Annotated in this window: 14 protein-coding genes; all 14 read left to right on the top strand. The window is 37.8% G+C overall.

The genetic code is table 11. The features are described from left to right. Positions 1-16 precede the first annotated feature (16 nt). The 14 genes from rpsP (at position 17) to xerC (ending at position 12566) form a co-directional block, all read left to right on the top strand. A complete protein-coding gene (rpsP, locus tag EUC40_RS07855; protein ID WP_000268750.1) occupies positions 17-289 on the top strand; it encodes a 30S ribosomal protein S16 in 273 nt (90 codons plus the stop codon). A gap of 14 nt (positions 290-303) precedes the next feature. Next, on the top strand, positions 304-531 hold the full coding sequence (locus EUC40_RS07860) for a KH domain-containing protein (protein ID WP_000737393.1): 228 nt from the start codon (positions 304-306) through the stop codon (positions 529-531). Positions 532-651: 120 nt separating this feature from the next. Further along, complete coding sequence (gene rimM, locus EUC40_RS07865; protein ID WP_156574306.1) at positions 652-1167, top strand: ribosome maturation factor RimM; 516 nt, start codon at positions 652-654, stop codon at positions 1165-1167. After that, the gene (gene trmD / locus EUC40_RS07870; RefSeq protein ID WP_071713229.1) at positions 1167-1901 is read left to right on the top strand and encodes a tRNA (guanosine(37)-N1)-methyltransferase TrmD; all 735 of its coding nucleotides are present in this window, start codon (positions 1167-1169) and stop codon (positions 1899-1901) included. The genes rimM and trmD overlap by 1 nt, the downstream gene beginning before the upstream one ends. A 146-nt stretch (positions 1902-2047) precedes the next feature. Continuing rightward, positions 2048-2392: a 50S ribosomal protein L19 gene (gene rplS, locus EUC40_RS07875; protein WP_001186515.1), complete on the top strand. Its 345-nt coding sequence runs from the start codon at positions 2048-2050 to the stop codon at positions 2390-2392. Between the two features lie 101 nt (positions 2393-2493). Further along, positions 2494-3045 (top strand): signal peptidase I, encoded by a 552-nt coding sequence (gene lepB / locus EUC40_RS07880; RefSeq protein WP_071713230.1) that lies wholly within the window; start codon positions 2494-2496, stop codon positions 3043-3045. Positions 3046-3070: 25 nt separating this feature from the next. Beyond that, the gene (gene ylqF / locus EUC40_RS07885) at positions 3071-3961 is read left to right on the top strand and encodes a ribosome biogenesis GTPase YlqF (protein WP_000236694.1); all 891 of its coding nucleotides are present in this window, start codon (positions 3071-3073) and stop codon (positions 3959-3961) included. Positions 3962-4016: 55 nt separating this feature from the next. Further along, on the top strand, positions 4017-4790 hold the full coding sequence (locus EUC40_RS07890; RefSeq protein ID WP_156574308.1) for a ribonuclease HII: 774 nt from the start codon (positions 4017-4019) through the stop codon (positions 4788-4790). Positions 4791-4983: 193 nt separating this feature from the next. Next, the gene (gene sucC / locus EUC40_RS07895; RefSeq protein WP_001020788.1) at positions 4984-6144 is read left to right on the top strand and encodes an ADP-forming succinate--CoA ligase subunit beta; all 1161 of its coding nucleotides are present in this window, start codon (positions 4984-4986) and stop codon (positions 6142-6144) included. Positions 6145-6163: 19 nt separating this feature from the next. Continuing rightward, a complete protein-coding gene (gene sucD / locus EUC40_RS07900; RefSeq protein ID WP_000115179.1) occupies positions 6164-7066 on the top strand; it encodes a succinate--CoA ligase subunit alpha in 903 nt (300 codons plus the stop codon). Positions 7067-7153: 87 nt separating this feature from the next. Further along, positions 7154-8023: a DNA-processing protein DprA gene (gene dprA, locus EUC40_RS07905; RefSeq protein ID WP_156574310.1), complete on the top strand. Its 870-nt coding sequence runs from the start codon at positions 7154-7156 to the stop codon at positions 8021-8023. Between the two features lie 144 nt (positions 8024-8167). After that, entirely contained in the window at positions 8168-10246 is a 2079-nt protein-coding gene (topA, locus tag EUC40_RS07910; protein ID WP_071713233.1) for a type I DNA topoisomerase, read from the top strand. A 50-nt stretch (positions 10247-10296) separates the two neighbouring features. Beyond that, positions 10297-11601, top strand: a complete 1305-nt coding sequence (gene trmFO, locus EUC40_RS07915; RefSeq protein ID WP_000213004.1) for an FADH(2)-oxidizing methylenetetrahydrofolate--tRNA-(uracil(54)-C(5))-methyltransferase TrmFO — start codon at positions 10297-10299, stop codon at positions 11599-11601. Positions 11602-11666: 65 nt separating this feature from the next. Continuing rightward, the gene (xerC, locus tag EUC40_RS07920; protein ID WP_071713234.1) at positions 11667-12566 is read left to right on the top strand and encodes a tyrosine recombinase XerC; all 900 of its coding nucleotides are present in this window, start codon (positions 11667-11669) and stop codon (positions 12564-12566) included. The last annotated feature ends 17 nt before the right edge of the window (positions 12567-12583 follow it).

Raw genomic sequence — 12583 nt, forward strand, 5'->3', positions numbered from 1 at the left:
CGGAGGTGCTTTATAAATGGCAGTTAAAATTCGTTTAAAACGTATGGGAGCTAAAAAAACTCCTTTCTATCGTGTAGTTGTTGCAGATTCTCGTTCTCCTCGTGACGGACGTTTCATTGAGGAAATCGGTACTTACAATCCGGTTGCTCAACCAGCTGAAGTTAAGATCAACGAAGAAGCAGCATTAAAATGGTTAGGAAATGGTGCTAAACCATCTGATACAGTTCGTAACTTATTCTCTAACCAAGGTATCATGGAGAAATTCCACTTATCTAAACAAGGTAAGTAATTGAGGCAATGACTATGAAGAAGTTAGTCGAGACGATTGTCAAGCCTCTTGTCGATCATCCTGAAGATGTAAAAGTTACACAGGAACTTTGCAACGGAGAGATAAAGTATCGATTAACTGTACATCCTGAGGATGTTGGAAAAGTCATTGGAAAGCAAGGGCGAGTTGCGAAAGCGATTCGAATGCTCTTGTATTCAGTGGGACATCATAATGATGAAAAAGTAACACTGGAAATTCAATAAACGTAAAAAGGGCGAGGAGTTATTCCTCTCCCTTTTTTAACATTTAAAGAGAGATTGCATGTTCCATATGTGAAATGGAGATGCTTAATTTATATAGAAACCAGGGGTGACATACTATTTATGACAAAATGGTTTAACGTAGGGAAAATTGTAAATACGCATGGCGTAAGAGGAGAAATCCGAGTTATTTCTCGTACTGATTTTCCGGAAGAGCGATATAAAGTAGGAAACACGTTATACATATCGAATGAAAAAGGTACAGACTATCTTCCGGTAAAGGTAACTTCTCATCGTCAACATAAGACATTTGATTTATTAACACTTGAAGGATACAACAATGTAGATGAAGTTGAGAAACTTAAAGGTTCTTTAATAAAAGTACCAGAAGAGCAGTTAGGCGAATTAGCTGAAGGTGAATACTACTACCATGAAATTATCGGTTGCAGTGTTGTGACAGAAGAAGGAGAATCGCTAGGGACAATCAAAGAGATTCTATCTCCTGGTGCAAATGATGTTTGGGTAATTAAACGTCCAAAGGGTCAAGACCTTTTAATTCCTTATATCGATGACGTTGTACTTCAAGTTAATATCGAAAATAAATTAGTAACCATTCATGTAATGGAAGGATTGCTATAATGAAAATTGATATTTTAACGTTGTTTCCAGATATGTTTACGGGTGTGTTTGGATCTTCAATTTTAAAGAAAGCACAAGAAAAAGAAGCTGTAGAGCTTCGTGTTGTCAATTTCCGTGATTATACGACTAGTAAGCATAATAGTGTAGATGACTATCCGTATGGTGGAGGCGCTGGGATGGTGTTAACGCCGCAACCTATCTTTGATGCGGTGGAAGATTTAACGAAAGAAACAGAGCGTAAGCCGAGAGTTGTCTTAATGTGTCCGCAAGGAGAAAGGTTTACTCAGAAGAAAGCGGAAGAGCTTGCAGAGGAAGAACATCTAATCTTTGTATGTGGGCATTATGAAGGATATGACGAACGAATTCGTGAACATCTCGTAACAGATGAAATTTCTATTGGTGATTACGTATTAACTGGCGGAGAATTGGCCTCTATGGTTATTACTGATAGTGTCGTACGTCTATTGCCAGGAGTACTAGGAAACCATGCCTCGCAAGTGGAGGATTCGTTTAGTACAGGTTTGTTAGAACATCCGCATTATACACGTCCAGCTGATTTTCGTGGGATGAAGGTGCCGGATGTACTAATGTCAGGAAATCATAAAAATATTGATGAATGGCGCCATAAAGAGTCCTTGCGTCGTACGTATACACGTAGACCGGACTTACTGGAAGAACGAGAATTATCTAAACAAGAAAAGAAATGGCTAGAACAAATTAAAGAAGGCCGATAAGGGCTTGATATATTTTCTATTGCAACAGTCCTAGCAATATGCTATTATAACATTTGTGCTACTGAAATCAGTAGCCGTATTAACGATGTTCCGCTGTAATTTATTAAGACTTTATAAGAGCATCTGTTTAAAGGAGAGAATTTAATATGCAACAATTAATCGCAGAAATTACAAAAGGCCAATTAAAAACTGACCTTCCTTCATTCCGTCCTGGAGACACTTTACGTGTACACGTAAAAGTAGTTGAGGGAACTCGTGAAAGAATTCAGCTTTTCGAAGGTGTTGTAATTAAACGTCGTGGTGGCGGAATCAGTGAAACATTCACAGTTCGTAAAATTTCTTACGGTGTAGGTGTTGAGCGTACATTCCCAATTCACACGCCAAGAATCGCGAAAATCGAAGTACTTCGCCGTGGTAAAGTACGTCGTGCTAAGTTATACTACTTACGTAACCTTCGCGGTAAAAAAGCACGTATTAAAGAAATTCGATAAGACATGTATGGGAGCTTGTAAATGCGCAAGCTCCCTTTTTCCAATCTATATAAAATTTTGATATAATACGAGCAGCTTACATAACCGTGGAGGGGAAATACATGAAGAAAGAAAAGAGTTCACTTTGGGAATGGATCAAGGCAATTTTGATTGCTGTTGTATTAGCGGGCGTTATTAGACAGTTTTTCTTTGCACCAATTCTCGTAGATGGAGTATCGATGGCATCTACTTTACACGATCGTGATCGAATGATTGTCAATAAAATTGGTTATCACATAGGAGATCCGAAACGATTTGATATTATCGTATTCCGAGCAACGGAAGATAAGGACTATATTAAGCGTATTATTGGCCTACCAGGCGATGAAATAGAGTATCGTAATGATAAACTATATGTTAACGGAAAGGCTTATGAGGAGCCGTATTTAGACAAGCAGAAAAAACAAATTGCTGACGGACCGCTGACATATGATTTTACTCTTGAAGAAATGACAGGGAAGAAAACTGTTCCAGAAGGTCAATTATTTGTTTTGGGCGATAATCGTCGTTTTAGTAAAGATAGCCGTTCAATTGGAACTATTTCAATGGATCAAGTGATTGGTAAAGCAAATATGCTATATTGGCCGTTAAAAGATGCTCGTATTGTGAAATAAAAGAAAAGAAAAAGAAGGTGGCAACATGGTAATTCAATGGTTCCCGGGACATATGGCAAAGGCTAGACGCCAAGTAACAGAAAAATTAAAGTTAATTGATGTTGTAATTGAGCTTGTAGATGCTCGATTACCTTTATCATCTCGAAATCCAATGATCGATGAGATTATTACGCATAAACCGAGGCTTGTTGTTTTAAATAAAGCAGATATGGCAGATGATCGTTTAACGAAACAATGGATCGCATATTTTAAAGAAAAAGGTCATATGGCAATTTCGATTAACGCACAAGCTGGACAAGGTATGAAGGAAATTGCAGCGGCTTGTAAAGTGTTGGTTAAAGAAAAGTTTGATAAAATGGTTGCTAAAGGTATTAGACCGAGGGCGATTCGTGCATTGATTGTAGGGATACCGAATGTTGGTAAATCTACGTTGATTAATAAATTGGCAAAGAAAAATATTGCTAAAACAGGTGATCGTCCAGGTGTGACAACAGCTCAACAATGGATTAAAGTTGGGAAGGAAATGGAATTGTTAGATACGCCAGGTATTCTATGGCCTAAATTTGAAGATGAGTTAGTGGGTCTTCGTTTAGCGACAACGGGTGCAATTAAAGATTCCATTTTAAATTTGCAAGATGTAGCTGTTTACGCATTCCGTTTTATGGAGAAGCATTACCCAGAACGTTTGAAAGAGCGCTATAATTTAAATGACATTCCAGAAGATATTGTGGAGTTATTCGATGCAGTTGGAAAAAATAGAGGCTGTTTAATGGGCGGCGGAATGATTGATTATGATAAAACATCTGAGCTTGTGCTTCGTGAGCTTCGTGGTGGCAAACTTGGAAAAATGACGTTTGAAACACCAGAAGAGTTTGCAGAGCAGATAGAAGATGTAGAAAAAATAGAAGAAGTATAAGACGTGCGTTTGTGCGTCTTTTCTTTTTGGATACATTTAAAGGGAGTGTAAAAGGATGCAAAAAATGACTATACAAGAAGCGGAAAATATACTGCAAGAAATTACAAGTGAAGAAGATGAGCATTTTCAATCGCTATTGAAGGATGAGCGAAAAGGGGTTCAAAAACTAATTTTGAAGTGGTATAAACAAAAAGAATTAGCACAAAAGGAAAGAGAAAAATTTCTGGAAATGTCAAAGTACGAAAATGCATTACGTGAAAAAGGTCTCGCATATATCGCAGGTATTGATGAAGTGGGGCGTGGACCGTTAGCTGGGCCTGTTGTGACAGCGGCTGTTGTCCTTCCGGAAGATTTTTATATTCCAGGTTTAAATGACTCGAAAAAGCTGAGTGAGGCGAAGCGAGAGCGTTTTTATGATGAAATCAAAGCGCAAGCCATTGCAATTGGAGTTGGAATTGTATCACCACAAGTTATTGATGAAATAAATATTTATCAAGCGACGAAACAAGCGATGTTAGAGGCTGTTGCGAATTTATCTTGTACACCACAATATTTATTAATCGATGCGATGAAACTCCCTACACCAATTCCGCAAACATCGATCATTAAAGGTGATGCTAAAAGTATTTCTATTTCAGCTGCATCTATTATTGCGAAAGTAACGAGAGATCGTATGATGAAAGAGCTTGGAGGGAAGTATCCTGCATATGGATTTGAACAACATATGGGATATGGAACAAAACAACATTTAGAAGCGATTGAAGCACATGGAGTGCTAGAGGAACATCGAAAATCGTTTGCACCTATTAAAGATATGATTCAAAAATAAGCTGCGAAAACGCAGCTTATTTTTTATTTTGACATATAAACATTACTATTTTCAAAAAAGAATAAAGCGATTTCAGTTTTCTGACACTTTATTGTAGACAGCGTGCCAATCATCTTATACAATGGCAATGTAATGTTTTTTAAACATTAAAAAACTTTTCGAGTAAAACAGGAAAACAGGGGAGGATGGGACCATGAATATCCATGAGTACCAAGGTAAGGCAGTCCTTAGAAGCTATGGGGTTAGCGTTCCGAACGGGAAGGTTGCATTTACAGTAGAAGAAGCTGTAGAAGCAGCGAAAGAATTAGGAACGGATGTATGTGTAGTAAAAGCACAAATTCACGCTGGTGGACGCGGCAAAGCTGGCGGAGTAAAAGTTGCAAAAAATTTAGATGAAGTTCGTACATATGCAGAAAGCATTTTAGGAACTACACTTGTAACACATCAAACAGGTCCTGAAGGTAAGGAAGTAAAACGCTTACTTATCGAAGAAGGTTGCGATATTAAAAAAGAATATTATGTAGGTCTTGTGTTAGATCGTGCAACTTCTCAAGTTGTTTTAATGGCGTCTGAAGAAGGCGGAACAGAAATTGAGGAAGTAGCAGAAAAAACACCTGAAAAAATCTTTAAAGAATATATTGATCCAGCAGTCGGCTTACAAGGCTTCCAAGCGCGCCGAATCGCATTTAACATCAATATTCCAAAAGAGCTTGTAGGACAAGCTGTGAAGTTTATGATGGGCTTATACCGTGCGTTTATCGAAAAGGATTGCTCTATCGCTGAGATTAATCCACTTGTTACAACAGGTGACGGTAAAGTTATGGCATTAGATGCGAAATTAAACTTTGATTCTAATGCTTTATATCGCCATAAAGACATTTTAGAACTTCGTGATCTTGAAGAAGAAGATGCAAAAGAAATTGAAGCTTCTAAATATGACTTAAACTACATTCCTTTAGATGGAAATATCGGTTGTATGGTTAATGGTGCAGGTTTAGCGATGGCTACAATGGATATCATTAAACATTACCATGGTGATCCAGCTAACTTCTTAGATGTTGGTGGCGGTGCGACAGCTGAAAAAGTTACAGAAGCATTCAAAATTATCCTTTCTGACAAAAATGTAAAAGGTATCTTCGTTAATATTTTTGGTGGCATCATGAAGTGTGATGTTATTGCAGAAGGTGTTATTGAAGCGACGAAGCAAGTTGGCCTTGAGTTGCCTTTAGTTGTACGTCTTGAAGGTACAAACGTAGAGTTAGGTAAGAAAATTTTAAATGAGTCTGGATTAAATATTGTTGCAGCAGAATCTATGGCAGATGGTGCACAAAAAATTGTTTCACTAGTGGGCTAATAGAAAGCGGGGGAGAAAAATGAGCGTATTAGTTAATAAAGATACAAAAGTTATTGTTCAAGGTATTACAGGTTCTCAAGGGTTATTCCACACAAAACAAATGATTGAATACGGTACGAAAATTGTCGGTGGTGTAACACCAGGTAAAGGTGGCACTGATATTGAAGGTGTACCAGTATTTGATACAGTAGAAGATGCAGTGAAGGCAACAGGCGCAAACGCTTCAGTTGTATACGTTCCACCCGCTTTTGCGGCTGATGCAATTATGGAAGCGGTTGATGCAGAAATTGATTTAGTAGTATGTATTACTGAAGGAATTCCTGTATTAGATATGGTAAACGTAAAGAGATATATGGCGGGTAAACATACACGTTTACTTGGACCGAACTGCCCAGGTGTTATTACGCCTGATGAATGTAAAATCGGTATTATGCCAGGATACATTCATAAAAAAGGTCATGTAGGTATCGTATCTCGCTCTGGTACATTAACGTATGAGGCTGTACATCAGTTAACACAAGAAGGTATTGGTCAATCTACTGCTGTAGGTATCGGCGGAGACCCTGTTAACGGTACAGACTTTATTGATGCGTTAAAAGCATTTAATGAAGATGAAGAAACACATGCTGTAATTATGATTGGTGAAATCGGCGGTACAGCGGAAGAAGAAGCAGCTGAATGGGTAAAAGCTAATATGACAAAACCTGTTGTAGGCTTCATTGGTGGCCAAACTGCGCCTGAAGGCAAACGTATGGGCCATGCTGGAGCAATCATTTCTGGTGGTAAAGGAACTGCTGCAGAAAAGATTAAAACAATGGAAGCTTGTGGTATTAAAGTAGCAGAAACACCAGCTGTTATGGGTGAAACATTAATCTCTGTATTAAAAGAAAAGGGATTATTTGAGACTTGTAAAAACTATTAAACTTTTTGAAAGACACCTTCTTATTAGAGGTGTCTTTTTATAGTTCTTCTGTTTACATAATAAAAATTATGGGTAAGGAGAAGTGAGATGAAACGAGAACGATTATTGCATCTTCATTACATGCTAGCAGACCATTGGAAGGCGATAGAAAGGTTACTATATATCGATCCAGAATTGAAAAAAATATACACTTTTAATTCAAAACAAATGGAACACTACACAGGAATATCCTCGAAAAAATCTTCAGAATTAGTAAATTTTCTTCAAACTTCAAATCTACCGCAATATATATCTTATTTAGAAAAAAATCGAGTCTTTTATTTGACTATATGGGATGAAGATTATCCACAATTATTACGTGAAATACAAGATCCTCCCTTTGTTTTATATGGAAAAGGAGAAAAGAATTTCCTCAAAAAAACAAATAAACTAGCGATTGTTGGAACGAGAGAGCCGACTTTATATGGTCATGAGAGTTTAAAGTTTATTGTACATCCATTATTAGACAGAGGGTGGCTTATCGTCAGCGGGTTTGCAAGGGGGATAGATACAATCTCTCATGAAATTACAGTAAAGCAGTATTGCCCGACTATTGCGGTATTGGGACACGGATTATCTTATATGTATCCGAAAGAAAATAGACATTTATATGAGGCCTGGAAGGAATATATATTGTTATTAACAGAGTATCCGCCGCACTATGCACCGAAAAAATGGTATTTTCCAAAAAGGAACCGGATTATTAGTGGTTTAAGTAAAGGGGTTTTAGTTGTAGAAGCGAAATCGAGAAGTGGAACACTTATTACTGCGGACCTTGCGTTAGAGCAAAATAGAGAGGTATTTGCGCTTCCTGGACCTATATTTATAGAGGGTGCATCGGGAACAAATCATCTTATTCAACAAGGTGCAAAACTAGTAAGAAATGCAGAAGATATCTTAGAAGAGATTTTAAATTAACCTTATATTTTTATGTTTTTATTAAACAATTATTGACAAATGGTAGATTGGCACTGTATGGTATATTCATTCTTGATTGACAAAAACAAGAGAAATCAATAAGATTAATGAAGACTTGAATCCACCTCTTAAGGAGGCACTAGCATGTCAGATTACCTCGTAATCGTGGAGTCGCCTTCTAAGGCGAAGACCATTGAGAAATATTTAGGAAAAAAATACAAAGTTGTCGCGTCTATGGGACACGTTCGCGATTTGCCAAAAAGTCAAATGGGGATAGAAGTAAAGAATAACTTCACCCCGAAGTATATTACCATTCGTGGTAAAGGTCCCGTCTTAAAAGATTTAAAATCAGCGGCAAAAAAAGCAAAGAAAGTCTATCTCGCGGCCGATCCAGACCGCGAAGGGGAAGCAATTGCTTGGCATTTAGCAAATACGCTAAATGTGGACGTTGAATCAGATTGCCGAGTTGTGTTTAATGAGATTACAAAAGATGCAATCAAAGAATCATTTAAACATCCGCGTGCGATTAATATGGATTTAGTAGATGCACAACAAGCAAGACGTATACTTGATCGCCTTGTTGGTTACAATATTAGTCCTTTATTATGGAAGAAAGTAAAAAAAGGATTAAGTGCAGGACGCGTACAATCTGTAGCAGTTCGTTTAATTATCGAACGTGAAAGAGAAATTGAAAGCTTTGAACCTGAAGAATTCTGGACAATTAAGACAGAATTTGTGAAAGGGAAAGACACATTTGAAGCAAGTTTTTACGGTGTAGATGGTGAGAAAGTTCAATTAACGAATGAAACGCAAGTGAATGAAATAATTGAACAGATGAAAGATAATGCGTTTTCAGTTGAAAATGTAACGAGAAAAGAGCGCAAACGTAATCCTGCATTACCATTTACAACATCTTCCTTGCAACAAGAAGCTGCACGTAAGTTAAATATGCGAGCAAAGAAAACAATGATGCTTGCACAGCAATTGTATGAAGGGATAGATCTTGGAAAGCAAGGGACTGTAGGTCTTATTACGTATATGAGAACTGACTCAACACGTATCTCAGAAACAGCTCAAACAGAGGCTCGTGCTTACATCACTGAGGCGTTCGGTACGGAATACATAGGAACAGAAAAGAAGAAGGAAACGAAAAAATCAAATGCGCAAGATGCGCATGAGGCGATTCGTCCTACTTCGGTAATGAGAAAGCCAGAGGAACTAAAAAGTTTCTTAAGCCGTGACCAACTTCGGTTGTATAAATTGATTTGGGAGCGATTTGTTGCAAGTCAAATGGCGTCTGCTATAATGGATACTGTGACAGCGAGACTCATTAATAACAATGTTCAGTTCCGTGCTAGTGGATCGGTTGTAAAGTTCCCAGGATTTATGAAGGTGTATGTAGAGTCGAAAGATGATGGGGCTGAAGAAAAGGATAAGATGTTGCCGCCTTTAGAAGTAGGGGAAACTGTATTTTCTAAGGACTTAGAACCAAAGCAGCATTTTACACAACCTCCGCCGCGTTATACAGAAGCTCGTTTAGTAAGAACACTTGAAGAACTTGGAATTGGAAGACCATCTACGTATGTGCCAACACTTGAAACGATTCAAAAACGTGGATATGTAGGTTTGGATAATAAACGCTTCGTTCCAACTGAACTTGGTGAAATAGTAATTGAACTCATTTTAGAGTTTTTCCCGGAAATTATTAACATTGAATTTACTGCCAATATGGAGCAGAGCCTTGATGAAGTAGAAGAAGGAAATGCGAATTGGGTAAAAATTGTTGATGATTTCTACGTAGGCTTTGAACCGCGTCTAGAAAAAGCGGAAAAAGAAATGCGTGAAGTGGAAATTAAAGATGAACCAGCTGGGGAAGACTGTGAATTGTGTGATCACCCAATGGTCTTTAAAATGGGTAAATACGGGAAATTTATGGCTTGCTCGAATTTCCCAGATTGTCGTAATACAAAACCGATTGTGAAAGAAATCGGTGTTACTTGTCCGAAGTGTGATAAAGGTCAAATTATTGAACGCCGTAGTAATAAAAAGAAACGTCTTTTCTATGGGTGCGGTACGTATCCAGAATGCGACTTTGTATCTTGGGATAAGCCGATTGGCCGTAAGTGTCCGAAGTGCGAAGGTATGCTTGTAGAGAAAAAGTTGAAAAAAGGCGTGCAAGTACAATGTATTTCGTGCGATTATGAAGAAGAACAACAAATGTGAGCGTAACTGCTCACATTTTTTTCGGGAAGAAAAGGAAAGGTGATATATATATGACAACACAAGTAGTAAACGTCATTGGCGCAGGTCTTGCAGGAAGTGAAGCAGCTTACCAAATTGCAAAACGCGGCGTTCAAGTTAGATTATACGAAATGAGACCAGTAAGGCAAACACCGGCTCACCACACAGATAAATTCGCTGAATTAGTATGTAGTAACTCACTTCGTGCAAACACATTAACAAATGCAGTTGGAGTTATTAAAGAAGAAATGCGTTTAATGGATTCAGTAATTATTCGTGCAGCCGATGAGTGTTCTGTACCAGCTGGAGGTGCTTTAGCTGTAGACCGTCATGAATTTGCGGCGAAAGTAACTGAATATGTGAAAAATCATCCAAACGTAACTGTTATGAATGAAGAAATCACTGAAATTCCAGAAGGACCAACTATTATTGCAACAGGTCCACTTACTTCTCCTGATCTTTCTGCACAATTAAAAGAACTAACAGGTGAAGATTATTTCTACTTCTATGATGCTGCAGCGCCAATCGTTGAAAAAGACAGCATTGATATGAATAAAGTATATTTAAAATCACGTTATGATAAAGGTGAAGCAGCATATTTAAACTGTCCAATGACAGAAGAAGAATTTGACCGTTTTTATGAAGCTTTAATTGCTGCTGAGACAGTGCCTTTAAAAGAATTTGAAAAAGAAATTTTCTTTGAAGGTTGTATGCCGGTAGAAGTTATGGCAAGTAGAGGAAGACAGACGCTAGTATTTGGACCGATGAAGCCTGTTGGATTAGAAGATCCGAAAACAGGAAAGACGCCATATGCTGTTGTTCAGTTACGTCAAGATGATGCAGCAGGAACGTTATACAATATTGTAGGTTTCCAAACGCATTTAAAGTGGGGACCACAAAAAGAAGTATTACAGCTAATTCCAGGGCTAGAAAACGCAGAGATTGTACGTTACGGTGTAATGCATCGTAATACGTTTATTAATTCACCTAACTTGCTTCGTCCAACATATCAATATAAACAACGTGATGATTTATTCTTCGCAGGTCAAATGACGGGTGTAGAGGGATATGTTGAATCGGCAGCGTCAGGGTTATTAGCGGGTATTAACGCTGCTCGACTTGTAAAAGGTGAAGAGCCAGTTGTATTACCACCTGTAACTGCAATGGGAAGTATGGCGAACTATATTACAGCGACAAATGCGAAAAACTTCCAGCCAATGAATGCAAACTTCGGTCTATTTGCACCGTTAGAGAAGAAAATTAAAAGAAAAGCAGAACGAAATGAAGCGTACGCTACACGCGCTTTAGAAACAATTCAAAATTTTGTAAATATTTAGTTAAATATCTTGCAAAGGCTACTAAGTTGTGATACGATTTAGTAGCCTTTATTGAGGTGAATTATGTGAATGTGGAGAATTTGTTACAATTATTCGTTGGATATTTACAAATTGAAAGAAATTATTCAAAATATACAATTGCAAGTTATCAAAATGATTTAGAACATTTTGTGCAATTTATGGAGCGAGAAGGTATATCCTCTTTTTTAGATGTTACATACGCGGATGTTCGTTTGTACTTAACGACGTTGCACGATGAAAAGTTAGCCCGTAAATCTGTCGCAAGAAAAGTATCAAGCTTACGAAGTTTATATCGTTTTTTGATGCGTGAAGGTTATCGGACAGATAACCCGTTTGCACTTGCGTCACTCCCCAAAAAAGAATTGTCAATCCCAAAGTTTTTATATGCTGAAGAATTAGAGGAATTATTCGAAGTTTCTGATACAGAGACACCGCTAGGTCAAAGGAATCAAGCATTATTAGAGTTGATGTATGGGACTGGGATCCGTGTGAGTGAATGTATCAATTTACAACTTACCGATATTGACTTCGCAGTGGGAACAATTTTAGTGATGGGAAAAGGAAAAAAACAAAGGTATATTCCGTTCGGAAGCTATGCACAAGATGCTTTAATTACTTATATAGAGAACGGGAGAAAACAGTTAGCGAACAAGACTGAAGAACACTCTCATATGGTATTTTTAAATGCGAAAGGAACGCCGCTAACGAGCCGTGGTGTACGTTATGTATTAAACGAACTCATTAAGAAGGCTTCATTGACAATGCGGATAAGTCCTCATATGTTAAGGCATACATTTGCTACACATATGTTAGATGAAGGGGCGGATTTACGTACTGTACAGGAGCTGTTAGGTCATGAAAATTTGTCGACGACACAAATTTACACGCATGTTTCTAAAGAAAGATTACGTTCTGTTTACATGAAGCATCACCCGCGGGCATAAATTGCTTTTAAAGCTAT

This window comes from Bacillus luti (assembly GCF_009739945.1).
Lineage (GTDB): Bacteria > Bacillota > Bacilli > Bacillales > Bacillaceae_G > Bacillus_A > Bacillus_A luti.

Coding starts and splice junctions, on each gene's coding strand:
- rpsP (WP_000268750.1), top strand. CDS start 17: ATGGCAGTTAAAATTCGTTTAAAACGTATGGGAGCTAAAAAAACTCCT.
- EUC40_RS07860 (WP_000737393.1), top strand. CDS start 304: ATGAAGAAGTTAGTCGAGACGATTGTCAAGCCTCTTGTCGATCATCCT.
- rimM (WP_156574306.1), top strand. CDS start 652: ATGACAAAATGGTTTAACGTAGGGAAAATTGTAAATACGCATGGCGTA.
- trmD (WP_071713229.1), top strand. CDS start 1,167: ATGAAAATTGATATTTTAACGTTGTTTCCAGATATGTTTACGGGTGTG.
- rplS (WP_001186515.1), top strand. CDS start 2,048: ATGCAACAATTAATCGCAGAAATTACAAAAGGCCAATTAAAAACTGAC.
- lepB (WP_071713230.1), top strand. CDS start 2,494: ATGAAGAAAGAAAAGAGTTCACTTTGGGAATGGATCAAGGCAATTTTG.
- ylqF (WP_000236694.1), top strand. CDS start 3,071: ATGGTAATTCAATGGTTCCCGGGACATATGGCAAAGGCTAGACGCCAA.
- EUC40_RS07890 (WP_156574308.1), top strand. CDS start 4,017: ATGCAAAAAATGACTATACAAGAAGCGGAAAATATACTGCAAGAAATT.
- sucC (WP_001020788.1), top strand. CDS start 4,984: ATGAATATCCATGAGTACCAAGGTAAGGCAGTCCTTAGAAGCTATGGG.
- sucD (WP_000115179.1), top strand. CDS start 6,164: ATGAGCGTATTAGTTAATAAAGATACAAAAGTTATTGTTCAAGGTATT.
- dprA (WP_156574310.1), top strand. CDS start 7,154: ATGAAACGAGAACGATTATTGCATCTTCATTACATGCTAGCAGACCAT.
- topA (WP_071713233.1), top strand. CDS start 8,168: ATGTCAGATTACCTCGTAATCGTGGAGTCGCCTTCTAAGGCGAAGACC.
- trmFO (WP_000213004.1), top strand. CDS start 10,297: ATGACAACACAAGTAGTAAACGTCATTGGCGCAGGTCTTGCAGGAAGT.